This is a genomic window from Ellagibacter sp. (genome assembly GCF_048412355.1).
GTDB lineage: Bacteria > Actinomycetota > Coriobacteriia > Coriobacteriales > Eggerthellaceae > Ellagibacter.
In genome coordinates this window covers 1-23,029 of sequence record NZ_DBFSAP010000015.1, presented here as the reverse complement: position 1 = coordinate 23,029, position 23,029 = coordinate 1, and the positions used below count along the sequence as shown (strand labels likewise).

Annotated in this window: 21 protein-coding genes; 19 read left to right on the top strand and 2 right to left on the bottom strand. The window is 60.8% G+C overall.

Annotation, left to right across the window (positions count from 1 at the left end):
• Positions 1–483: 483 nt before the first annotated feature.
• From fsa to rpmE, 15 genes are all read left to right on the top strand, one after another.
• Entirely contained in the window at positions 484–1,170 is a 687-nt protein-coding gene (gene fsa, locus ACMRQN_RS02045) for a fructose-6-phosphate aldolase (RefSeq protein WP_321109733.1), read from the top strand.
• Positions 1,171–1,173: 3 nt separating this feature from the next.
• Positions 1,174–3,270: a transcription termination factor Rho gene (rho, locus tag ACMRQN_RS02040; protein WP_418733607.1), complete on the top strand. Its 2,097-nt coding sequence runs from the start codon at positions 1,174–1,176 to the stop codon at positions 3,268–3,270.
• A gap of 132 nt (positions 3,271–3,402) precedes the next feature.
• Entirely contained in the window at positions 3,403–4,485 is a 1,083-nt protein-coding gene (gene sppA, locus ACMRQN_RS02035) for a signal peptide peptidase SppA (RefSeq protein ID WP_418733606.1), read from the top strand.
• Positions 4,469–6,496, top strand: coding sequence for a methionine--tRNA ligase (locus ACMRQN_RS02030; RefSeq protein WP_418733605.1), 2,028 nt, complete (start codon positions 4,469–4,471; stop codon positions 6,494–6,496). Before sppA ends, ACMRQN_RS02030 begins: the two co-directional genes overlap by 17 nt.
• 314 nt (positions 6,497–6,810) lie before the next feature.
• On the top strand, positions 6,811–7,551 hold the full coding sequence (rpsB, locus tag ACMRQN_RS02025) for a 30S ribosomal protein S2 (protein ID WP_418733604.1): 741 nt from the start codon (positions 6,811–6,813) through the stop codon (positions 7,549–7,551).
• Positions 7,552–7,635: 84 nt separating this feature from the next.
• Entirely contained in the window at positions 7,636–8,496 is an 861-nt protein-coding gene (gene tsf, locus ACMRQN_RS02020) for a translation elongation factor Ts (RefSeq protein WP_296060832.1), read from the top strand.
• A 185-nt stretch (positions 8,497–8,681) separates the two neighbouring features.
• Entirely contained in the window at positions 8,682–9,962 is a 1,281-nt protein-coding gene (gene murA / locus ACMRQN_RS02015; protein WP_418733603.1) for a UDP-N-acetylglucosamine 1-carboxyvinyltransferase, read from the top strand.
• Positions 9,963–10,031: 69 nt separating this feature from the next.
• Positions 10,032–11,477: an LCP family protein gene (locus tag ACMRQN_RS02010; RefSeq protein WP_418733602.1), complete on the top strand. Its 1,446-nt coding sequence runs from the start codon at positions 10,032–10,034 to the stop codon at positions 11,475–11,477.
• Positions 11,478–11,585: 108 nt separating this feature from the next.
• The gene (locus ACMRQN_RS02005) at positions 11,586–11,825 is read left to right on the top strand and encodes a NifU family protein (RefSeq protein WP_158049420.1); all 240 of its coding nucleotides are present in this window, start codon (positions 11,586–11,588) and stop codon (positions 11,823–11,825) included.
• A gap of 133 nt (positions 11,826–11,958) precedes the next feature.
• A complete protein-coding gene (locus ACMRQN_RS02000) occupies positions 11,959–12,249 on the top strand; it encodes a hypothetical protein (RefSeq protein WP_158049419.1) in 291 nt (96 codons plus the stop codon).
• 68 nt (positions 12,250–12,317) lie between these two features.
• Positions 12,318–12,536 carry a UDP-N-acetylmuramoylalanyl-D-glutamate--2,6-diaminopimelate ligase gene (locus ACMRQN_RS01995; protein ID WP_158049418.1) on the top strand — a complete coding sequence of 73 codons (219 nt, stop codon included), beginning with the start codon at positions 12,318–12,320 and terminating at the stop codon, positions 12,534–12,536.
• A 4-nt stretch (positions 12,537–12,540) separates the two neighbouring features.
• On the top strand, positions 12,541–13,374 hold the full coding sequence (gene lgt / locus ACMRQN_RS01990; protein ID WP_418733601.1) for a prolipoprotein diacylglyceryl transferase: 834 nt from the start codon (positions 12,541–12,543) through the stop codon (positions 13,372–13,374).
• 105 nt (positions 13,375–13,479) lie between these two features.
• Complete coding sequence (locus ACMRQN_RS01985; protein WP_418733600.1) at positions 13,480–13,860, top strand: desulfoferrodoxin family protein; 381 nt, start codon at positions 13,480–13,482, stop codon at positions 13,858–13,860.
• Positions 13,861–14,216: 356 nt separating this feature from the next.
• Positions 14,217–15,038, top strand: a complete 822-nt coding sequence (locus tag ACMRQN_RS01980) for an S-layer homology domain-containing protein (RefSeq protein WP_418733599.1) — start codon at positions 14,217–14,219, stop codon at positions 15,036–15,038.
• 135 nt (positions 15,039–15,173) lie between these two features.
• Positions 15,174–15,641, top strand: a complete 468-nt coding sequence (rpmE, locus tag ACMRQN_RS01975) for a 50S ribosomal protein L31 (protein ID WP_158049415.1) — start codon at positions 15,174–15,176, stop codon at positions 15,639–15,641.
• 187 nt (positions 15,642–15,828) lie between these two features.
• On the opposite strand, the gene ACMRQN_RS01970 is transcribed toward rpmE, so the two are convergent.
• On the bottom strand, positions 15,829–16,254 hold the full coding sequence (locus ACMRQN_RS01970; protein WP_158049414.1) for a TOBE domain-containing protein: 426 nt from the start codon (positions 16,252–16,254) through the stop codon (positions 15,829–15,831).
• 104 nt (positions 16,255–16,358) lie between these two features.
• Complete coding sequence (locus ACMRQN_RS01965; protein ID WP_158049413.1) at positions 16,359–17,252, bottom strand: class I SAM-dependent methyltransferase; 894 nt, start codon at positions 17,250–17,252, stop codon at positions 16,359–16,361.
• Positions 17,253–17,439: 187 nt separating this feature from the next.
• On the opposite strand from ACMRQN_RS01965, the gene thyX reads away from it, so the two are divergent.
• From thyX to ACMRQN_RS01945, 4 genes are all read left to right on the top strand, one after another.
• The gene (thyX, locus tag ACMRQN_RS01960; RefSeq protein ID WP_297149814.1) at positions 17,440–18,120 is read left to right on the top strand and encodes an FAD-dependent thymidylate synthase; all 681 of its coding nucleotides are present in this window, start codon (positions 17,440–17,442) and stop codon (positions 18,118–18,120) included.
• A 7-nt stretch (positions 18,121–18,127) separates the two neighbouring features.
• A complete protein-coding gene (locus ACMRQN_RS01955) occupies positions 18,128–19,453 on the top strand; it encodes a DUF1385 domain-containing protein (protein WP_418733598.1) in 1,326 nt (441 codons plus the stop codon).
• 271 nt (positions 19,454–19,724) lie between these two features.
• Positions 19,725–22,310: a DNA topoisomerase I gene (locus ACMRQN_RS01950; protein WP_418733597.1), complete on the top strand. Its 2,586-nt coding sequence runs from the start codon at positions 19,725–19,727 to the stop codon at positions 22,308–22,310.
• 4 nt (positions 22,311–22,314) lie between these two features.
• Positions 22,315–22,980: a TetR/AcrR family transcriptional regulator gene (locus ACMRQN_RS01945; protein WP_418733596.1), complete on the top strand. Its 666-nt coding sequence runs from the start codon at positions 22,315–22,317 to the stop codon at positions 22,978–22,980.
• Positions 22,981–23,029 lie beyond the last annotated feature (49 nt).

Below are 23,029 nucleotides of genomic sequence, written 5' to 3'. Positions count from 1 at the left end.
AAGTACTGCGGAGGAAGTCCGTGGGAGGATAGGGCGTTCCGCTCATGGGCGGCGCTTTTTCTTTTGCGCGGGGGGCCGCAGGCTCCGGGGTCGCCCGGGGCCTGCGGCCCCCTTTCTTTTATTTGCCGTGGCCACGCCTCGGGCGCACCCCGGCACTTCAGACGGGCCTCCTGCAGCCGGGGCGAGTCCTTCCTTTGTTGCGCGCTGAATCTTCTATTTTTTAGCTGCGATAAGCCGTTTGCTTTCTGCTTGTTGGCCTTTCTACCCTCTTACCTGCGTGAAATTTTTGTTTGAACCACCGATTTAAGCCTTGCATGCTAATCTTTTCTTGAAGGTTTCGGCATATTGCGCTAGGATAAGCCCTGTTTGATGTTATATCGCGTCGCGAATCTATTTGTGATCAATTGTTACTTTCTTTTTCTTTGGTGATTATTGTGCGCTCAGCACATTCTCATATCTTGTTTCCCTATTTGAGGAGGACCCGTGAAGTTCTTTCTTGACACCGCTGACCTTGCGGAAATCGAGGAGGCTGCAAGCTGGGGCGCCCTTGCCGGCGTCACGACGAACCCGTCGCTTTATGCGCGCATCGGTGGAAAGCTCGATGATTTCCACAACCATATCAAGCGCATTTGCGACATTGTTGGCCCGGATTGCCCCGTCTCGGCTGAATCTGTTGCCATGAATCGCGACGAGATCATCGCCGATGGTCGTGAGCTTGCAGATATCGCTCCGAACGTGGTCGTGAAGGTCCCGACTATGGTCGAGGGACTTGCTGCAACCCACACTCTTGCTGCCGAGGGCATTCCCGTCAACATGACGCTTTGCTTCAGTGTCCCGCAGGCTCTTCTCGCTGCTCGCGCTGGCGCTCGCTACATCAGTCCCTTCATCGGCCGCTTCGACGACATCTCTGAAGACGGTCTTGAGCAGGTCGCCAATATCGTGACGGCGATCAACAACTACGACTTCACCGCCAACACGGTTAATGGTGAGCAGGTTGAGATTATTGCTGCTTCGATTCGCTCTGCAAATCATGTTACGCAGGCTGCTCTCATGGGTGCCGATATCGCGACTGTCCCCTTTGGCGTTCTGAAGAAGATGGTGCAGCATCCCCTGACCGATCGCGGTCTCGATTCCTTCCTCAAGGACTGGGAGAAAGTGCAGCAGGCATAAATTATGAGCGATAACGAAGTGGCGGAGACCCAAGCAGCTGAATCTTCCGAAGCTCCGAAGAAGGCTGCTGCAAAAACGACCTCCGCTTCCCCCGTGAAGCGCGGCCCTGGTCGCCCGCGGAAGGTGAAGACTGACGCTGCCGAGGCACCTGCGGAAGCAAAGCCCAAGCGCGGCCCTGGGCGTCCTCGCAAAACGCCCGTGGCCTCTGAAGTTGCGGAATCTGCTTCAGCCCCGTCGGCTGCCAAGACCGCCAAGGCTGCTCCTGCTGCTAAGGCTGCGGATCGGCCGGCTTCCGATGCCCCTGTGGAAGAAAAGCCCAAGCGCCGACCTGGTCGTCCGCGAAAGAACCCTCTTCCCTCTGATGCGGAAGGCACATCCAAGGGAGCGCCTGTGCGTGCGGATGAAACCAAGGCGGGCGAGGCTCCTGCTGACAGCGAATCGAAAGCGGCCAAGTCTGCTGCGCGTAAGACGACGTCTCGCAGGAGCGCTGAACGCGCATCGGATGCGGATGCTTCTGAAGCTCGCACTGTGGAGGCTAGCAAGTCTGACGAACGAAACGACGATCAGGTTCCGGATGCGTCCTCTTCTGATGCTTCCCATAAAGATTCGTCATCTCCGTCGAAGACCACCGTCCACGTGCGTCGCTCTCGCGGGGAGCAGAATTCCTCAAACGAGCAGAAGCAATCCGGAAAGAATCATTCCGGTTACAACAAAGATCGCAACAACAATCAGAAGCAGTACCAGCAAAAGCACGGCAACGACCGCAAGCAGCGTCGGGGCCGCAACCAGCAGAACCGAGAGATCACTCCGAGCGTGAACCGCGAGGAACTTGCAGCGCTCAAGGTCGCTGAACTGAGGGCGAAGGCTGCCGAGCTCGAGCTGGATGTGACCGGCCTTAAGAAGGCGGAGCTTGTCGATGCGGTCTACGAGGCGAGCGTAAAAGCCGAAGGATTCATCGAGGTCACCGGCATCCTCGATATTATGCCCGATGGGTACGGCTTCCTGCGCACGCAGGGATACCTCCCCAGCGAGACGGATGCCTACGTGGGTCTTTCCATGATTCGTCGCAACGGACTGCGCAAGGGCGACATGGTATGCGGCCAGACGCGCCCCGCACGCGAGAACGAGAAGTTCGCTGCGATTCAGAAGCTCATCTCGATTAACGGGAAGGCTCCTGAAGAGGGGTCGAAGCGTCCCAAGTTCTCCGACTTGACCCCTGTTTACCCCGATGAGCGCCTGGTCATGGAGCATGGCAAAAGCACGATTACCGCTCGTGTGATCGATCTTGCGGCGCCGATCGGCAAAGGCCAGCGCGGTCTTATCGTGTCGCCTCCGAAGGCGGGCAAGACAACCATCCTGAAGGACATCGCAGCTTCCATCACGGCGAATAACCCCGAGGTCCACCTCATGTGCCTGCTCGTCGACGAGCGTCCCGAAGAGGTTACCGATATGGAGCGCTCGGTTCGCGGCGAGGTGGTTTCCTCGACCTTCGACATGCCGTGCGAGAACCATATCGCCGTGTCGGAGCTCGTTATCGAGCGTGCGAAGCGTCTGGTGGAAATGGGCGAAGATGTTGTTATCCTCCTCGACTCCATCACGCGACTCGCCCGTGCGTACAACCTTGCCCAGCCCGCTTCCGGGCGCATCCTTTCGGGTGGCGTCGATTCGACGGCGCTCTATCCGCCCAAACGCTTCTTGGGCGCGGCTCGTAATATCGAAGGCGGCGGCAGCTTGACCATTCTCGCCTCTGCTCTTATCGATACCGGATCGAAGATGGACGAGGTCATTTTCGAGGAGTTCAAGGGAACGGGCAATATGGAGCTCAAGCTCGACCGCAACCTCGCCGATCGCAGGATCTTCCCGGCGATCGATCCGGTAACGAGCGGCACCCGCAAGGAAGATTTGCTGCTTGATCCGCAAGAAGCCCCGCTCATTTGGGCAGTTCGTCGTATCCTCTCGAATATGAACAACACGGAACGAGCAATGGATATGCTGATCAAGTCGCTTAAGCGCACCGAGACGAACCAAGAGTTCCTCTTGCGTACGGCGAAAAAGGCACAATCTGCTCATGGGAAGGTCGAAGACGGCTTCGAGCTGTAGCGCGATTGTCTGCGGCACCCCTAGATTTCGCGAAGCGCCGAGGATTTTGCTTTATCGGTAGACGCGCCGGGCATGTTCGTCCGGCGCGTTTTTTCATAAGGTAGTATGGAGTCAGGACGATTAGGAGGGAAGATGAACAACCAGCCCGAAAACTCTCGAGCGAGCGGCGTTTCCAACAATGCCAATGCTCCTTACGGCGCCTATCAGCCGCAACCTGGCAATCAGGCCTATTGGCAGCAGCCGTCGTACGCGCCGCCGTACGCCGCGCCGGTGCAACAGCAGAAGAAAAGCCGCGGTTGGATTGTCGCGCTTGTTGCAGTGGTGCTGCTGTTCGCCTTTCTGTTCACGGCGCTTGCCTCGTGCACGAGCGTGATGGCGACGGCGAGCTCGTCGATGTTCGGGGCGGGTTCGCAAAGTGCGGTCGATTCGCTTTCCGAAGATGCCGTCGGCGTGATCACCATCGACGGGACGATCGACTACGACGGCTCCACGGCAAGCCCGGAAGGCTTGAAGGCCCAGCTCGATCGCGCGGAGAACAACCCGCACATCAAGGCGGTCGTCCTGCGCGTCAACTCGGGTGGTGGCACGGCGACTGCGGGCGAGGAGATGGCCTGCTATGTCAACGACTTTTCGAAGCCGGTTGTGGTCTCGAGCGCTTCGGTGAACGCTTCCGCCGCTTATGAGATTTCGTCCCAGGCCGATTACATCTTCACCGCGAAGACCACAGCCATCGGCGCAATCGGAACAGCCATGCAGGTGACCGACCTTTCGGGGCTGCTCGACAAGCTCGGTATCTCGGTCGAGAACATCACTTCGGCTGAAAGTAAGGATTCGAGCTATGGGACCCGCCCGCTCACCGAAGAGGAGCGCGCGTACTACCAGGCTATGGTCGACACTGTTAACGAGACGTTCATGGAGGCCGTCGCGTTGGGTCGCTCGCTTCCGATCGATCGGGTTCGCGAGCTTGCCACGGGTCTTACTTATACTGGCATCGACGCGGTTCAAAACGGCCTTGCTGACGAGATCGGCACGAGGGAAGATGCCATCGCGAAGGCGGCGGAGCTTGCCGGCATGCGCACCTATACGGTGGTGAGCCTCGAGCCCGAGTCCGACGATCTGTCGGACCTCGTCGGACTGCTTTCGAGCAGCAAGATGTCGAACGAAGATTTGATTGAAAGATTGAAGGAGCTTAACGGCAATGGCTCACAGCACTAACGAGAACCCGGTGGAATGGCCTGCACGCGCGGTCGTCACCGCAGGCATGCCATATGGCAACAAGCCGCTGCATTTCGGGCACGTCGGAGGCGTGTTCGTCCCGGCAGACGCGTTTGCGCGCTTCCTGCGGGACCGCATCGGCAAGGATAACGTCCGATTCGTTTCGGGGACCGACTGCTTTGGCTCCCCGATCAACGAGGGCTATCGAAAGCTCGTCGAGGCGGGGGAGTTCGACGGGAGCATCTCCGACTATGTGATGCGCAACCATGAGCGTCAGGCGAACACGCTGCGCTCGTACGGTATTAGCCTCTCGATTTACGATGGCTCGGGAATCGGCCACGCCGGCGAGGTCCATCAGCATGTTTCCGAGGCGTTCATCGAGAAGCTTCACGAGAACGGTTTCCTCCACAAGGAGTCGACGCTTCAGTTCTACGACACCGAGGCGCAGACGTTTCTGAACGGTCGCCAGGTGGTGGGGCACTGCCCAGTCCAGGGGTGCAAGTCTGAGCACGCTTACGCGGACGAGTGCGATTTGGGCCATCAATACGACCCGGTCGACCTTATCGCGCCGAAGTCGTCTGTCACGGGAACCGTGCCCGAGATGCGCCCTGTCGAGAACTGGTATTTCGACCTGCCTGCCTTCTCCGAGTTCCTGAAAAAACACGTGGAGGAGCTCAAGGCCGATCCCACGATTCGCGACGTTGTCCCGCAAACGATCGAGGAGTTCCTCACGCCGCCGGTCGTCTACGTGAAGAACGAGGCCGAGGAAGCATATCGGGCGATTGCGGCGGACCTGCCGAAGCACGCCTTCCGCCCTGCGGAGAAGGGCAAGCAAAGCTTCGAGCTCGAGTTCTCGTCGATCGAGGACCGTGACGCGGCGCGGCCTTTGCTCACGCGGGCGAACATCCGCTTCCGCATGGGGAAAACACTCGTCCCCTTCCGCATCACCGGCAACATCGAGTGGGGCGTGAAGGCGCCGGTCATCGAGGACGTCCGTGGTCTCACCGTGTGGTGCTGGCCGGAGTCGCTGTGGGCGCCGATCTCGTTCACCATGGCTGTGAACGACGAGCTCGGCCTTCCGCGCTCGAGCTGGCAGGAGTGGTGGTGCTCAGACGATGCCGAGGTGTTCCAGTTCATTGGGCAGGACAACCTCTACTTCTACGGTGTTGCCCAGCCGGCAATGTGGGAGGCGCTCAAGCCCGGCAATTTCTTCGGGGGCGAAGAATCTCCCGCGTTGCGCCAGACGACGCTCATCGCAAACCATCATCTGCTGCTCGGCAACAAGAAAGCGTCGTCGTCGAGCGCTGTGAAGCCGCCCTCGGCCGACGAGCTGCTCGATTACTACACTCCCGAACAGCTGCGCGCGCATTTCCTCGCGCTCGGGCTCGACCAGAAGTCGGTCGGGTTCAAACCCAAACCGTTCGATCCCGACGAGTCGAAGCGCACCGACCCGCGTGTGGCCGACCCGGCGCTCAAAGAAGGAACGCTGCTCACCAACGTGTTCAACCGCCTGGCGCGTAGCTGCTTTTACGAGGCGCAGAAGAACTTCGAGGGAATGATGCCGCTTTGCGCGATCGGCGAGGATGTCGTTGCGCGCGCCCAGAAGACGATCCACACCTACGATGAGCTTATGCGCAAGGTCGAGCTGCACACGGTGATGTCGCTTATGGACGAGTTCATCCGCTACTCGAACAAGTACTGGACCGACGGCATCAGGGAAGCCGAGCTATCCGGCGACGACGATGCGCGCCGGCAGGTGCTTGCGGACTCGTTCTATCTTTTGCGCATCTGCACGCTGCTCATGCACCCGATCGTTCCGTTCGGTTGCGAGAAGATCTGCATGCAGATGAACTTCGATGCCGACGAGTTTTTCAGCTGGAACTATGACTTCGGGGGAATGGGCGAGCTGTGCGGCGCCGCCGAGCTCGACGAGGAGGCACATCGCGTCCGCGAGCTTCCGCCGCGTTTTGATTTCTTCGAGAAGCACAAAAGCCAGATCAAGAAGAAGTAGCAGGTGTCTGCGCGATTGTGGCCGTGTGTTTTGATGCGGGTGGGAAAGCGTGCCTTTCCGCCCGCATTTTCTTTTGAGCTGAGCATTCTGCGGCAATTGCAACTAAGCGCAGCATCTTCGGTTCCGCCGTCCCGTTTCTCTTCCTCGAAAAGAAAACTCTTATTTGCTCTTGCAGGCGCATATGAAAGAGCGTTATAATTCAACGGTTTCTATATTACACATGCTTGCGCGACCCACGCCGCCAGTGGCCAACCGAAAAAGGCTGCGGTAGTTGGGGATGACCGCAGGCAGAGGATTAACGAATGGAGAAGAACATGACGAAAGTCAGCATTCAGTCGCTGCTCGATGCAGGCGCGCACTTCGGTCATCAGACCCGCCGCTGGAACCCCAAGATGAAGCCGTACATCTTCGGCCATCGCGGTGACATCTATATCATCGACCTCAAGCAGACCCTCATCGGTCTCGACCAGGCCTACACCTTCGCTTCCGAAACCGCCAAGAAGGGCGGCACCGTGCTGTTCGTCGACACCAAGAAGCAGGCTCAGGAGCCCATCGCCGACGCTGCGAACCGCTGCGGCATGCCGTATGTGAACGCTCGTTGGCTCGGTGGCATGCTCACCAACTTCCAGACCATCCGCTCCCGCGTTGCCCGCATGGAGGAGCTCGAGGCCATGGATACCGACGGCCGCATGGCATCGCTTCCCAAGAAGGAGCAGATCCTGCTGCACAAGGAGCTCGCTAAGCTGCAGGCCAACCTCAACGGCATCCGCAACATGAAGCGCACTCCCGACGCCGTCTTCGTGATCGACACCAACCGCGAGGGCATCGCTATCCACGAGTGCAAGCGTCTTGGCATCCCCGTCATCGGCACGCTCGACACCAACTGTGATCCGGACGACGTCGAGTTCGGCATCCCGGCCAACGACGACGCCATCCGCTCCGTGCGCCTGCTCGCCGACTTCGTGGCTGACGCCGTCATCGCCGGCACGGGTGCTCCTGTGACCGCTGCCGAGATGGAGGCCGCTCCCGCTGAGGAAGCTCCTGCTGCTGAATAGCACGAACGTTTAGCTCCAGCCGCGCGCTCGATAGAGGGCGCGCGGTCTTTTCATTCATCTTTCACTTGAGAGAAAGGAACATCCGTGGCTGCAATTACCGCTGCAATGGTCAAAGAGCTCCGCGAAATGACCGACGCCGGCATGATGGAGTGCAAGAAGGCGCTCGTCGAGGCCGATGGCGATATGGACAAGGCCGTTGACGTTCTTCGTACCCGTGGTCTGGCCGCTGCTGCCAAGAAGGTCGGCCGTGCCACCAACGAGGGCACCGTTATGGCCATCGTTTCCGACGACGCAACCAAGGGCGCTGTCGTCGAGCTCAACTGCGAGACCGACTTCGTCGGCATGAACGAGAAGTTCAAGGGCTACGCTGAGAAGATCGCTCGTGCCGCTATGGCCGCCAACGTTGAGGACGTTGAGGCTTTGAAGGCTGTCGACGCCGAGGGCGAGACCGTCGAAGACGTGCTCACCGACGCTATCCACACGCTCGGCGAGAACATGAACCTCGCTCGCGCTGCCGTTGTCGAGGCAGGCGGCGTCGCCTCCTACATCCATGGTGGTGGCAAGATCGGCGTTCTCGTGACGTTCGACGTCGAGGGCATCGACCCCGCTTCCGACGAGTTCCAGCACTGCGGCCGCGACGTCGCTATGCAGGTTGCTGCCGCTTCCCCGGTTTCCGCAACCCGCGAGTCCGTCCCTGCCGAGGTCGTCGCGCACGAGATGGAGATCTACAAGGCTCAGGCTGCCGAGTCCGGCAAGCCCGAGAACATCCAGGAGAAGATCGCCACTGGCCGTCTTGAGAAGTTCTACAAGGAGAGCTGCCTCACCGAGCAGGCTTTCGTCAAGAACCCGGACCAGAGCGTCACCGACTACGTCAACGAGGTCGCCAAGAAGCTCGGTGGCACCATCAAGGTGACCGGCTTCAAGCGCTTCATGCTCGGCGAATAGTCGACACGCTTTTTCCTGGCGCATCGGTGGGTTTTCGCCCCTGCGCTGCAACCAAACGCTTTACTTGTGAAGGCTCGCTCTATGCGGGCCTTCGCTTTTTATAATGGATGGACTGGAATGTTGATATTGCACGGCTCGGCCCCCGGGGCCGCCTTTCCGTGCATCGTGATAGAAGGTGTCCTTTCATGGAAGAGGAAATCATCGTTTCGGGCAACGGGGTGCTCGAGGGGGAAGTCCGCGTATCCGGCGCGAAGAACTCGGCGTTGAAACTTATCGCCGCAGCGATTCTCGGACGGGGCAAGACGGTGCTCCACAACGTGCCGCGCATCTCCGATATCGAGATCATGTCCGAAGTTCTTGCCCATCTCGGTGCCGATGTCGAACGCGGCGCCGACCATTCGCTGTCCGTCGACACGTCCACCGTCGATAAATACGAGGCTCCTTACAAACTCGTCTCGAAGATGCGCGCGAGCATTTCCGTCCTTGGACCGCTCATCGGGCGCTTCGGCGAAGCCCGTGTCGCTATGCCGGGTGGCTGCCAGATCGGCGCGCGCAAGATTGACATGCACCTCGTCGGGCTTGAGGCGTTAGGCGTCCACTTCGACAACGCCCACGGCGTCCTTCATGCGACGACACCGAACGGTCTGCATGGCGCCCACGTGATGCTCGAGTTCCCGAGCGTCGGTGCAACGGAGAACACGCTCATGGCTGCCGTGGTGGCGAACGGGACGACGTTCATCGAGAACGCGGCGCGCGAGCCCGAGATCGTCGACTTGGCGAACATGCTCTCGAGCATGGGCGCCCATATCGAGGGTGCAGGCAGTTCCACCATCGAGGTACACGGTGTCTCCCTTGATGATTTGGGGCCGTGCGAGCATACCGTGGTGGGCGACCGCATCGAGGCGGGAACGTTCCTTGTCGGAGGCGCGCTTACCGGCGGTCCGGTCACGGTCAGGGGAATTGACCCTTCGTTTCTGCGCATGGCGCTCATGAAGCTCGAGGCCATGGGGTGCGAAATCACCACTGGCGAAGATTTCATCACCGTCTTTCGCACCGAACCCCTTCGCGCGGTCGACATCCAAACGCTTCCGCATCCTGGGTTCCCGACCGATCTGCAAGCGCAGTTTATGTTGCTGGCGTCGCTTGCCGAGGGGCCTTCAGTCATCACGGAGAACGTTTTCGAGAACCGTTTCATGTTCGCCGCCGAGCTCTCGCGCATGGGCGCCGACATCACCATCGAGGATCATCATGCGCTCGTCCGTGGGGTCGAGCTTCTGCAGGGCGCGCCTGTAAAAGCGACTGACCTTCGTGCGGGAGCCGCCCTGGTGCTCGCCGGCATCGTCGCCGAAGGCGAGACACGCGTCAGCCATATCTACCACATCGACCGAGGGTACGAGGACTACGTCGGCAAGCTGCGTGGGCTTGGCGCTGAGGTGTCCCGGCTCGACGTCGACGAGAGCATCTAGGCGCCCATCGCGATGTTCGGCAAGAAGAAGGGCTTTAGCGCCTCGCAATCGAAACATACCTCCCGCAAAATGACGTCCCACACCATCGGCACGCATGTGGCGAAGGGCGGCACGCCGCGCCATTCTCGCGGGATGAACGCCTCGTCGGTCGGGTTCTCGAGCGATCGAAAGAAGCGTCGTGCCGCGCGCGGCATCGTCGATCATGTGACCCCCCAGACCGCTTCAGGCGAGAACTATCGCGCCTATTCCCGCCGCGTGAGCAAGCGCGGCTATATCCAGAGCGCCCAGCGCAAAAGCGGGATGCGACGCGCCGCTGTGGGCGTCATCTCAGTGATTGTCATCATCGCGGTCGCGGTTGGCGTTGGCGTCACCGTCTTTTTCAACGCATCGAACTCGAAGCTGTCGCTTGAGCATTCGAATGCGAGCAGCGCGCTTACTGCCGCTAAGGAAGGGTCGCCTTACTACGTTCTCGCCGCGGCGAACCTTGGCTCTCCCAAGGGAGGCTCCGATGCGTCGTGCGAGACCTACATGCTTGCACGCGTGGACGAGTCTGCGCGGACGCTCACGCTCGTCTCCATCCCCGGCAACCTTGCCGTGAGCCTTTCGGACGGCAAAACTCATCCGCTCTACGACGCCTACGGGATAGGCGGTGACGAGGCGCTCGTGAAGGCGGTCTCGTCCTTTGCGGGAGTGAGCATATCCCATCTCGTGAAGACGAACGAGGAGGGCATCCGCTCGCTCGTCGATTTGGTGGGCGGCATCGGCATGACGCTTCCCGAATCCGTCGACGACCCCTATGCGGGCAGCATCTACCTTGAGGCGGGGGAGCAGGTCCTCGATGCCGAAAGCTCGCTCGTCGCACTTCGCGCAAGCAATTATGCGAAGGCGTCCGAGACGCAGGCCTCGGTGCGCACGTCCTTCGCCTACGCGATGGCGCTGCGCCTGCTCGAGGCGGGCGGGCTCGACTTCGCCACCGAGCTCGACGGAATTGCGGGCAACGTGCGGACCGATCTGTCGTCTTCGCGGGTGATCGATTTGGCGAACGCGTTTCGCCCCTTAGGTGAGGCGACGGTGTACACGGCATATGTGCCGGGAAGCGAAAGTGAGCAGGACGGCGCGAGCCTGTTCAAGGCTTCCGATTCTCAATGGAAGACGGTTATGGAAAGCGTTGATGCCGGAGCCGATCCGAACGCCGTCGAAGAGGCGGAGACAGTGAGCGATCCCACCGGCATCAAGGTCGAGATCCGCAACGGCGGTGGCGTTACCGGCGTCGGGGCGAAGATGGGCGAGATTCTCGGCAATGCGGGATTCACCATCGGGACCATCGGCAACGTCACCGATGCCGGCACCTACAACGAGACGCTCGTGATCTATCGCGACGAGGCGTACAAGGCGGCGGCGAACACCATCGTGAAGACGATCGACGGCGGGCGCGTCGTCAACGGTGGCGACTACTACACCTTCGATGCGAACGTCCTTGTGGTGATCGGCAAGGACTGGCAGCCGATTCAGTAGCGACAAGTTGCACCGGCCTTGCGCTTCGCGTGCGCGCGGCGTTGAGGCGGCGGCTTGTGGTACTATAGCGAATTAAGAGAAACATCCAGTACTCGAGAAGGAGCAACGATGGTTGAGAAGACCGATGTGGCCGCGGTTTTGGAGCTTATCCGACCGAGCCTTCAGGCGGACGGCGGCGACGTGAAGCTGATCGACGTCAGCGAAGACGGCATCGTCACGGTTGAGCTTCAGGGCGCTTGCAAGGGTTGCCCGATGTCGGAGATGACGCTTGCCAACGGCGTCGAGCGCATCTTGAAGGAGCGCGTGCCGGGCGTCGAGCGCGTCGTGCCGTACCACGAGGGATACTAGTCGACTACTTGTGAGGTGCGAGAAGGGCGGGGTATCCCGCCCTTCTCTTTATTTCCGGCAAGCTGTTCAGGGCAGAGGTCGCGCGTCCTATCGCGCGGTTGCCGGGACGGTAGCGCCGATGAAGGAGGAGAAGGTGTCTCATTGCTGGGAGATGCGGGGTTGCGATGACGAGATGCAGGAACGCTGCCCTCACAACACGCCGGGCGAGCCGTGCCCTGCCGACTGCCATTACGCTGCATGCCATCGTCCGACGCACGAGGTCTGCGATGATTTCGAGCTGCTGCTCAATCCTGATTTGGGCTACGACGCGGCGGTGAAGGAAGTGTGCCATTTCTGCACGTTCTTCCTGACGCACGGCCCGAGCATCGAGGAGTGCCCGCGCCAGGAGCACAAGCTCGGCGCGCGCAATCGATTCATCCTGTAGGACGCCTTGCGCCCAAACACTGCTACAATGAGATAAACACGACCGACTGCGATGAGGAGGCGAGAGCTGTGGTTCGAACGCTGAGCTGTCCCACGTGCGGACAAAGCGACCTGGACGTATGCCGCTACGACTCCATGATGGTCCTTCGCAGCGATGTCGCGATGTTCACGGTCACATGCCCCCGATGCGGCGCGTCCGTCTCGTCGGTCCAGACGATTCCTTTGGCCCTGCGCGAAGAGGTTCGCTTCGCCGCCATCGAAGTGGGCGCTGGAATGGGAAGGGACTAGCTCCTTGCTCAACGAAATCTATCAAAGCCTCGACCCGATCGCGTTCTCGGTCGGGCCTTTTTCTGTGCGCTGGTACGGTATTGCATACGTGCTCGGGTTTATCTGCGCCGCTCTCGTGCTTATGAGCACGGCGAAGCGCTGGCGGGTGCGCGTCGACTCGGATGCGCTCATCACCATCATGCTGTGCGTGGTTGTAGGTGTCATCGTGGGCGGACGTCTGGGGTACGTCCTGTTTTACGGAGACGGCTACTACCTGCAGCATCCCGCCGACATCTTCGCGCTCTCGAAGGGCGGCATGAGCTTTCACGGCGGGCTCATCGGCGCGCTGCTCTCGGGAATCGTCGCCGCGCATTTCACGCACATTCCGTACCTCACGCTGGCTGACCTCGGTTGCATCGGGGCTCCTATCGGGCTGTTCTTCGGGCGCTGCGCCAACTTTGTGAACGGCGAACTGTGGGGCGCGCCGACCGATGCCGCATGGGGCGTTGTGTTCGGCGGGCAGGCGGGAATGATGCCCCGCCATCCTTCCCAGCTTTATGAGGCGGTGCTCGAGGGCATTGTCATCTTCCTTGTGTTGTTCGCGCTTTCGCGCAAGCGTCCGCCGCGCGCCCAGGGAACCTTCCTCGGCGTGTTCCTCATCATGTACGGCTGCTTCCGCTTCGCAATCGAGTTCGTGCGAGAGCCCGACGTGCAGCTTGGGTACCTATGGGACGGTTGGCTTACGATGGGGCAGGTGCTCTCGACTCCGCTTATTGCGATAGGCATCGGTGTGCTGCTTTATGCACTTATTGCGAAGAAGTCTCAACAAGGGCTTCCAGAATTGAAACAAAGCGAATAACATATGCCGTAGAGCAAGGCAGTGACACGAGAGGAGCCTTGTTTGCAGTAGTCACGCGCTTTCCGGATGGGGACGCGCGGGGCACAGACGAGAAAGGGATACGTTATGGACGTCACGTTCTATAAATGCAACCACTGCGGCAACGTTGCCGTGAAGCCCTTCGACAAGAAGGCCCCGCTTTCCTGCTGCGGCGAGAAGATGACCGAGCTGGTCGCGAATTCCACTGATGCGGCGGTTGAGAAGCACGTCCCCGTCGTGAGCGTTTCGGGCAATGCCGTTCACGTCGAGGTCGGCAGCGTGGCCCATCCGATGACCGACGAGCACCTCATTGCGTTTATCTGCTTGGTTACCGAGAAGGGCTACCAGATCGCGGAGCTGACGAGCGCCGACAAGCCGGAAGCCGACTTCGCTATCGCCGAGGGCGACCGCGCGATCAAGGTCTACGAGTACTGCAACCTGCACGGTCTGTGGGTTGCCGAGGTGTAGTTGCCGAGAGGCGATTGGGGCGTTCGCGTTGCTTGCGGTGCCGCACGTTTCGTCTCTCCGTGTTGCAGTTGTGTGACGAGATGAACGTTTGGCGACGCGCTTGGGGTTGTGCACTCTGAAGAACGAGCGGTTTCTTTCAAATGGCGCGCTTGCATTGTTATGCAGGCTCGCCATTTTGCGTCTATGGCTCCATTGCGGGATGGATGGACTCTGCGAACAATGCAAAGCCAGCGAGCGCGAAGCGACAATCCTGTTTTTTTGAAGCCTAAGATTATTTCTCAAAATGGTGTGAATGAGGTTCTATAGTTAGGGAATGATTTTCGTAAAGGCTTCCCGAAGTAAGGAGATGTTGCGAAATGGAAGAACGGATGCATTCGGTTCATTCTGCGTGCGCGCTTGGAGTTTCAGCTGCGCTCGTATTGACGCTTTGCGCAGCTCCCCAAGCAGCATTCGCGTCGGAGTCTGCCGATTCGCTCGATGTAAGTCTCGGTGCCCTTTCTGCCTCTGCTGATGAAAGCCAAGCGCCGTTTTCCGACGTTTCGGGCGGCGAATGGTATGCGCAGATTGTCAATCGCGCCTATACGCTGGGTCTTTTGACCGGATATGAGGGTACGGATTTGTTCGGCCCTTCCGATGACATGACGCGTGGGCAGATGGTCGTGGTGCTGAAGCGCTTGTTTGACAACGCTGATTTTTCGGGCGCGCCGTATTGGGGAAGTCACGCTGATGAGCTTCGCCTCGATTTTTCTTTCGACAACGAAACGGGCTTCACCGACGTTGCCGACGGTAAATACTACACGGCGGCGATTAACTGGGCGGTGCACTACCATATCGTGTCAGGATACGACGGCACGGATAGGTTCGGTCCGAACGATCCGCTCACGAGGGAACAGTGCGCGAAGATGATAGCGAGCTGGCTCGGTTTCTATGGCTACGACCCCTCTGCAAGCTACCCCGACTGGGATAGAAGCGACGAGGTGTTTCTCGCATATTCCGATGCGGGCGACATCTCGCTTTGGGCGCGTAATGCGGTGCTTACCGCACGCCAGAATGGATGCATGACGGGCGTGCCGGACGACAGCGGCCTGCCGCAGTTTTACCCGAAGCGCTCTTTGGAGAGATGCGAGGCGGCGAAAATCGCCGTCGTGCTTCACGAGACGATGCACGGGCAGATTTAAGTGCCACTTTTGTACGGGCGGTGAATCGATGGGATTCGCCGCCCGTTTTATATTGCAATGTTTATGCGCTGTGGTATCATAAACAAGCTTGTCTCGCCTTGGTCGGAAACCAAGGCATGGTAAAGGAGAACCAACATGAAGCAAGGAATCCATCCGGATTACGTCGAGTGCACCGTCAAGTGCACCTGCGGCAACACGTTCACGACCCGCTCCACCAAGTCCGAGCTGCGCGTTGACATCTGCAACGCCTGCCACCCGTTCTTCACGGGCCAGCAGAAGTTCATCGACACCGGCGGACGCGTCCAGCGCTTTGCCGACAAGTTCGGCTCCGCGAAGGACATGGTTGCCGAGCGCGAGGCTGCCAAGAAGGCCAAGCGTGCTGCTGCCGTCGCCGAGGCAGAGGCCGCCAAGAAGGCCGAGCGCGAGAAGAAGGCTGCCGAGAAGGCCAAGCGTGCTGAAGAGTACGCCAAGAAGGCTGAAGAGGAAGCTGCCCGCGCTGCCGAGGCTGCTGCTACCGCCGAGGCTGAGGGCTCTGCCGAAGAGGCTGCTGCCGACGCCGAGGCTGAGGCCGCTCTCGAGGTCGAGGCTCCCGCAGCCGAATAGCTTTTCCCCTGGGAAAAAGCAAGCCCGAACAGCTCAGCTGTTCGGGCTTTTTCTTTTGCCGAAAGATAAGGCCTCGGCAGGCCATCGCCGCGCGGGAGAGCCGGAAGCAAGTCGCAAGTGCCGAACCGCAAAAGGGCAGGCCGCGGTGCCGGAACCTGCCGCTGGCTACAGGGCAGGGTCGCCAGCCTTAGTCGACGCCGATCATGAGGTCGGTGGACTTCACGATGGCGACCGCTTTGTTGCCAACTTCCAGGCCGAGCTCCCCGATCATGTCGTTGAAGACCGAGCCGGTGATGATGTTGCCGTCTGCGAGCGTGAGGGACACGCGCCCGTCTGTCTTTCCCGGGCGAACCGTGGTCACGGTGCCGACGAGCTGATTTCGGGCTGACAGGTTGTTGAGGGGCTCATCTCCGCGCGCGAACATGACATGGCTTGCCTTTATGACGGCATATGCCGGCATGCCCTTCTTAAGGCCGAGATCGTGAATGGCCTCCATTGTGATAATAGAGGTGAGGGCCGTCTCGCCGACCTTGATTGAGACGACTCCGCTCACGGCACCAATCTCGACGTCGGTAATCGTGCCCTTCAAGACGTTTCGTGCTGAAATGCGCATAGTTCCCCGTTCGCTGTTTGTATCGGTTGTTCCCCGCATAGGGGCTTTCTCCCGTCAAGTATAGGCAAAGCCCCCAGAGCGCACAACTGTGCACGTCAAGCTATCTAATCGACGTTCCAGGCGATGAAAGCCCAGGTAATGGTTCTCGGCTCGCGAAGACGCAGCGCTCCTTGCGGAATCCCCCTCTCTCCAGGCTTGCCGGCGTCCTCGTTCTCGACGATTTGCGCCTCGAGCCAGGGTTTGAGCTTCGAGAGCGCGATCTGCGTGCGCGTCTCTGGTAGGAGGGCACACGCTTTGCGCACCATGTCGTCGTACTTGCGCAGCGCGTCGTCGAAGGTCTCGAACGTGTCGTGCCGGGAGCTCTTGATATAGGTCAGTTCGGGTTCGAATCCCATGCTTGAGAGGATGTTCACGGCGTAGAGGTGGTCGCGGCCGACGCGGGAGGCGAGGCCGAGTGCCTCGATCACGTGGTCGTCGGTTCGCGGGGAGGCGCCTGTCGGCAACGTGATGCACACGCGGCGACGGGCGACCATGGTGAGCTTTAAGAGCGCGGCGCGCATATCGTCGACGGCAATCGAGCGCGATGCGGTGCACACGTCGTGAGATTTCGGGGCGATGCCGTGTTCCTCCCAGTCGTCTTCCCAGCTCATCTGCTCGCAATGTACGCTTTTGATCCCACGTGCCTCAAGTTCCCCGCGAAGGATGGAAAGCATCCCTTCCGAGAAGTCGGCGGCCGTGACGGCATGCCCCGCTTCCCCGAGCGGCAGGGCGAGAGCGCCCGTCCCGCAGCCCATGTCGAACACGCTTTCCTCGGGAGCGACTCCTGCGCGCTCAAGAAACGAGTTCACGTAGGGATTGGGGTAGTCTTTGGACGTAAAGGTCTTCGCCCGCTCGTTCCAGTAGACCGCGCTGTCGCGGTGTCGCCGCGCTTTTTGCAGCTGCATCCATTCGGCGTTCCAGTCGGTGGTGGTGAGCAGGGGAGTGAAGCTCTCTGTCATGGGAAGCTGCCTTTCTCGGGGAGTTTTCCGCATTGGGGCGAATCGGGGGCGACCCGATGCGCGCGTTTGCCTATCATGTTAGCGGACAATGGCCGATGGTGGGCGAAGACGATCTTAAAAACTGCGGCTTGCCGCCATCGGGAAACGAAGAATCGCGAACGATACCAAGGAAGAGGGGGAGCTCTCTATGCATGTTGAGCTTTTGTACCATACGCCCGACCCCGAGCGTGCAATCGCCACTGCGGCGCGGTTGTGCTATGCGCCGGTGGGCGCGGCCGAGCTTATGGAAACGATGCCTGAGGAGCGCATTCGCAGCGTGCTTACGACCATCATGGAGAGCGGGCATTTTTCCACGCTCGAGCACGCGAGCTACACCTTCGCCGTCGACGGCGTCTCCCGCGCGCTCACCCATCAGCTCGTGCGTCACCGCATCGCGAGCTTCAACCAGCAAAGCCAGCGCTACGTGAAGTTCAAGGACGGCGTTGATGTGGTCACACCCGACACCATCGCCTCCGACCCCGAGCGGAAGGCCCTCTTCGACGAGGCCATCGCCGCCGCCGTCAGCGCGTACGAGAAGCTGCTCGACGCGGGCGTGCCCGCTGAGGACGCTCGCTACCTGTTGCCGAACGCCGCGGAGAGCAAGATCGTCATCACCATGAACGTTCGCGAGCTGCTGCATTTCTTCAAGCTGCGCTGCTGCAACCGCGCCCAGTGGGAAATTCGCGACATGGCGCACCGCATGCTTGAGCTCGCCCGTCCCACCGCGCCGTTCGTCTTCGCCGACGCCGGTGCCCCTTGCGTTTCGGGCGCATGTCCTGAAGGCAAGATGAGCTGCAAAAACCCGTATCCTCGTGTGAAAAGGAGCTAGCGGACAAGTGACTCGCGAGAAAAGCGATCTCTCCCGCGCGTTCTCAGAAGACGGCGCGCGCAAGACCCACGTCGGCGGGCAGGCATTGCTTGAAGGCATCATGATGCGCGGAAAGTACAACTGGTCGGTCGCCGTGCGCGAGCCCTCCGGCGCCGTGTACACCGAAGAGCACGACCTGGCGAGCGGGAAGGAGAAGAACGGCTGGCTGTACTGGCCACTCGTGCGCGGATGCCGTGCCCTGGTCGAGTCGCTCGTCTTGGGCTTCAAGGCGTTAGAGATTGCGACCCTTCACGCCTATGCGGAAGAGGACGAGGGGGAAGAGAAGGCGGAAGAAAAGCCCGTGTCTGGAACTGCGTGCGAGGCCGCCTGCGAGCAGGGGCCGGAGCATGAGGCCGCTTGCGAGCAGCCCACGCGCCAGGAATCCGAGTTTGAGTTCTCCTGGAGGGACGACTTCGGCCGCCCCGATACCGTGATCGACGCACTCGGCGCGCAAAGCTCGCTTGAGGTGGTGGGAGAAGCCGAGGGCGACGCCCCTGAGCCTGTCGCAAATAGCAAGGACGCTAACAATATCCCAAGCGCGAAGGAACCCGATTCCGAGTTCGGCAAGAAGGAGATGGCCATCTCGATGGTTTGCGGGCTTGCGCTCGGCATTGTGCTCTTCATCGTGGCGCCCGCCTTCATCACAAACCTCATCGTGGGCGAGTACGACGGCAACACGCTTCTGTGGAACATCGTCGACGGCGTGCTGCGCGTTGCCGTGTTCGTCTTCTATATCTGGCTCATCGGGCGCATGTCGGAGATCAAGCGCATGTTCGGATACCACGGTGCGGAGCACAAGACCATCCACTGCTACGAGCACGGCTTGCCGCTCACGCCCGAGAACGCGCGCAGCTTCCCGCGCCTGCACGTGCGCTGCGGAACCGCATTCCTCATCATGGTCATGATTATCGCCATCTTCGTGTACACGGTGGTGCCCCTAAACGCGCTCATCGCCGCATGGGGCGTGCCCGATGGTGCGCCGAAGCTTGCGCTTGTCATCTTGTCGCGTATCGTGCTCATGCCGGTGATCGCGGGCGTGTCCTACGAGATCACGGTCAGGTGGGCGGGCTCGCATCCGGACAACCCGCTTGTGAAGGTGGTGCTTTGGCCCGGCATGCAGATGCAGTACCTCACCACGAACGAGCCCGACGACGGCATGCTTGAGTGCGCCATCGCCGCCATGAAGCTCGTGCTTGACCGCGAGGAGGCCGAAGCGGAACAGGCAGCGCGGGTGGAACAGGCAGCGCAGGCGGAACAGGCGACGCAGGCGACGCAGACAGCACAGACGGCATAGGACCCAGGGCGCCGCCGCCTTCCGCGCCGCCCTCGCGATAGGAACACCCCCAGGCTCGCCTCTCAGGTTCTCGAGGCGAAAACTCCGTTTCGTGAACCTTTTTTGGCCCAGTGCCCTCAAATCGTGTATGCTAAGGCGCGTTATGCGCAACGTTTGGACGCTGCGCGCGATAGGGTAGGAGAATCCCCGCACACGTAAAAACTGACGAATCGGGGCAATCGTGTGAACGATTTCCAGTGCGCGACAGGCGCTCTGGGGCAAGGAGGACCAAGTGAAACTGGTCGTAACGGAGAAAAACGACGCCGCAACCAAGATTGCGAGCCTTTTGGGCGCGGGCAAGCCGAAGGCCGACAAGGTGTATTCGACGCCGATCTACCGGTTTGAGGTTGACGGCGAGGAGTGGGTGACCATCGGTCTGCGCGGCCATATCTTAGAGCCCGACTTCACTCCCAACCTGGTATATAAGAAACGCGGCGGCTGGCAAGGCGTGACCGTCGAGGGCGAGACCGTGCCCGCTGACGTGCCCGCAAGCCTGGCCAAGCCCCCCTTCAAGAAGAAAAAGCCCTTCACCGAAGACGGCGTGGAGCTTAAAGGGTGGAAGATGGACGCGCTGCCGTACTTGGTCTACGCGCCAATCGAGAAGCTTCCTAAGGAAAAGGAAATCATCCGCAGCTTGAAGAACCTCGCCAAGAAGGCGGACTCCATCGTGATCGCGACGGACTTCGACCGCGAGGGCGAGCTCATCGGCTCCGATGCGCTCTCGTGCATCCAGGAAGTGAACCCTACCGCCCCCGTCTCGCGCGCCCGCTACTCCGCCTTCACGAAGGAGGAAATCACCCACGCGTTCTCCAACCTTGTGGAGCTCGACGTCAACCTGGCGTCCGCCGGCGCATCGCGCCAGGATATCGACCTTATCTGGGGCGCGGTGCTCACGCGTTATCTCACCCTCGTGAAGTTCGCGGGCTACGGCAACGTGCGCTCGTCGGGCCGCGTGCAGACGCCGACGCTCGCCCTCATCGTGGCGCGCGAGCGTGAGCGCCTGGCGTTTGTTCCCGAGGACTACTGGGTGATCAAGGGAGCCTTCGACGCCGTCGAGAAGACCGGTCCCACGGCAGGCGAGGGCGCGCTTGCTTTCGAGGCGCCCCATGCTACGGCGCGTTTCAAGGACGAGACGCAGGCTAAGGCCGCCATGGCCGCCGTCGAGGGGGCGACAAGCGCGAAGGTGCTCTCCATCGAGAAGCGCTCGCGCAAGCAGCAGCCGCCCGTTCCCTTCAACACCACAAGCCTCATGACCGCGGCGTCGGCCGAGGGCCTTTCCCCTGCACGCACGATGCGCCTCGCTGAGAGCCTCTACATGGACGGCTATATCTCCTATCCGCGCGTCGACAACACGGTGTACCCGAGCTCGCTCGACTTGGAGGAGGTCGTGAAGACCATCTCCGGTAACCCGGCTTACGCGCCGTTTTGCAAGGAACTGCTCGCGAAGGGGCCGCTTACGGCAACCCGCGGCAAGAAGGAGACGACCGACCACCCGCCGATCTACCCGACGGCCATGGTCACGCCCGACGATCTGCCGCCTGCGGAGTACAAGCTCTACAACCTGATTGCCCGCCGCTTCTTGGCGACGCTCTCCGAAGCCGCCGTCGTCGAGGGCACCAAGGTCACGCTCGATATCTCAGGCGAGCACTTCGCCGCGAAGGGCGACGTTCTCGTGCACGAGGGCTATCGCGCCATCTACCCCTACGGCATGAAGAAAGACGAGCAGCTGCCTGCGCTCGCCGAGGGCCAGCAGATCGCCTTCAACGGCGCCACCTGCACGAAGAAGCAGACCGAGCCGCCCGCCCGCTACAGCCAGGGCAAGCTCATCCAGGAGATGGAAAAGCTCGGGCTCGGCACGAAGTCCACGCGCCACAGCATCATCGAGCGCCTCTACACGGTGAAATACATCCAGAACGACCCCATCGAGCCCTCGCAGCTTGGCATGGCGGTGTGCGACGCGCTCGACAAGTTCGCGCCGCATATCACCCACTCGGAGATGACGGCGGAACTCGAAGCTGAGATGGACAATATCGCCGAAGGCCAGAAGACCAAGGCAGATGTGGTCATGAACTCCCGCAACCTGCTCTCCGAGCAGCTGGCCGACCTCATGCCCCATTCCGAGGAAGTCAAGGACGCCCTTGCCGACGCCGTCGCGGCCGACGCGTACGTGGGCAAGTGCCCAAAATGCGGCAAGGACCTGCAGATTCGCGCCTCGCAGAAGACGCGTGGGATGTTCATCGGATGCGCTGGGTGGCCCGACTGCGATGTGACCTACCCGCTCCCGAAGGGCAAGATCGAGTCGATGGAGGAGCTGTGCCCCACGTGCGGGATGCCCCAGGTGAAGGTGACGGCCTTCCGCTCGAAGCCGCGCGTCATCTGTATCGACCCGAACTGCGAGACCAACAAAGAGCCCGATGTGGTCGTCGGCGAGTGCCCGGTGTGCAAGGCCGCCGGCAAGCAGGCGAAGCTCATCGCGCAGAAGAACCCGCGCACGCTCAAGCGTTTCATTCGTTGCGAGAACCATGACGAGTGCGGCGTGGGCTACCCGCTGCCCCAGTACGGCAAGCTCACGGCCACCGACGAGGTCTGCGAGCATTGCGGCGCGCCGCTTGTGATCGTGACGACTGCTCGAGGACCGTGGAAACTCTGCCCGAGCTTCGACTGCCCGGGCAAGGAACAAGACGACGCGGAGAAGGCGGCGTCGAAGGGGAAGAAGACCGCCGCGAAGAAGCCTGCTGCGAAGAAGGCGGCGACGAGCAAGGCTGCGGCCAAGAAGCCCTCGACCCGCAAGGCGTCATCGAAGACGGCGGAGAAATAGCGCCATGCCGGAGATGACAGAAGGGCGGGCGAAGGCCGGCTCGGGGACGCAGTCCGGCGCGCCGTCTCGGGCTAGCGCGCAGCCTGCGACGGCACCGAAGATCGACCGCCGCATCCTTTTCACGAAGGGCCTCATCAAAGAGGCGTTTCTGGAACTGAAGAAATCGAGCTCGCTCGCCGACATTAAGGTGACCGACTTGTGCGAGCGCGCGGGAATCGGCCGTGGCACGTTTTACCGCCATTACCGCAACATGACCGAGGTGCTTGACGAGGTGCTTGACGACGCCTTCTCGCAATCGAGCTCGCTCGCCCGCCATCTCGTGTCGCGCGAGATACGCACGGCGGGTGCATGTTCTGGGTGCGATATGCCGTTTTGCCAGTTCGTGCGCGAAAACAAGCACTACGCGGGCATCTTTTTGGACGAGAGCCTCACGCGCGTCGTCCTTGACAAGATGGTCGAGAGCCAAAAGGGCGTCTATCTGCGCGCGATGCAGGGCATCTGCGACCTAAGCGAGGGGGAGCTTGCCGATCTTTTGTACTTTCAGTCGAGCGGGTGCCTCTCCGCGGTGCGCCGCTGTATCAATGCGACCCCTGAGGAGTGGGCGCGCACGCAGGCGGCGATCGACAACTTCATCCTGGGCGGCCTGGCAGCGAGCACGCGCAGGCTGTAGGGGAAGCGCAGACGATAAAGGAGGGCCCGGCGCTGCAGCGGTGATGCTG

What these genes read in the sequence shown, in the direction of transcription:
- rho (WP_418733607.1), top strand. Translation starts at nt 1,174, where the DNA reads ATGAGCGATAACGAAGTGGCGGAGACCCAAGCAGCTGAATCTTCCGAA.
- sppA (WP_418733606.1), top strand. Translation starts at nt 3,403, where the DNA reads ATGAACAACCAGCCCGAAAACTCTCGAGCGAGCGGCGTTTCCAACAAT.
- ACMRQN_RS02030 (WP_418733605.1), top strand. Translation starts at nt 4,469, where the DNA reads ATGGCTCACAGCACTAACGAGAACCCGGTGGAATGGCCTGCACGCGCG.
- rpsB (WP_418733604.1), top strand. Translation starts at nt 6,811, where the DNA reads ATGACGAAAGTCAGCATTCAGTCGCTGCTCGATGCAGGCGCGCACTTC.
- murA (WP_418733603.1), top strand. Translation starts at nt 8,682, where the DNA reads ATGGAAGAGGAAATCATCGTTTCGGGCAACGGGGTGCTCGAGGGGGAA.
- ACMRQN_RS02010 (WP_418733602.1), top strand. Translation starts at nt 10,032, where the DNA reads ATGACGTCCCACACCATCGGCACGCATGTGGCGAAGGGCGGCACGCCG.
- ACMRQN_RS02005 (WP_158049420.1), top strand. Translation starts at nt 11,586, where the DNA reads ATGGTTGAGAAGACCGATGTGGCCGCGGTTTTGGAGCTTATCCGACCG.
- ACMRQN_RS01985 (WP_418733600.1), top strand. Translation starts at nt 13,480, where the DNA reads ATGGACGTCACGTTCTATAAATGCAACCACTGCGGCAACGTTGCCGTG.
- ACMRQN_RS01980 (WP_418733599.1), top strand. Translation starts at nt 14,217, where the DNA reads ATGGAAGAACGGATGCATTCGGTTCATTCTGCGTGCGCGCTTGGAGTT.
- rpmE (WP_158049415.1), top strand. Translation starts at nt 15,174, where the DNA reads ATGAAGCAAGGAATCCATCCGGATTACGTCGAGTGCACCGTCAAGTGC.
- ACMRQN_RS01970 (WP_158049414.1), bottom strand. Translation starts at nt 16,254, where the DNA reads ATGCGCATTTCAGCACGAAACGTCTTGAAGGGCACGATTACCGACGTC.
- ACMRQN_RS01965 (WP_158049413.1), bottom strand. Translation starts at nt 17,252, where the DNA reads ATGACAGAGAGCTTCACTCCCCTGCTCACCACCACCGACTGGAACGCC.
- thyX (WP_297149814.1), top strand. Translation starts at nt 17,440, where the DNA reads ATGCATGTTGAGCTTTTGTACCATACGCCCGACCCCGAGCGTGCAATC.
- ACMRQN_RS01945 (WP_418733596.1), top strand. Translation starts at nt 22,315, where the DNA reads ATGCCGGAGATGACAGAAGGGCGGGCGAAGGCCGGCTCGGGGACGCAG.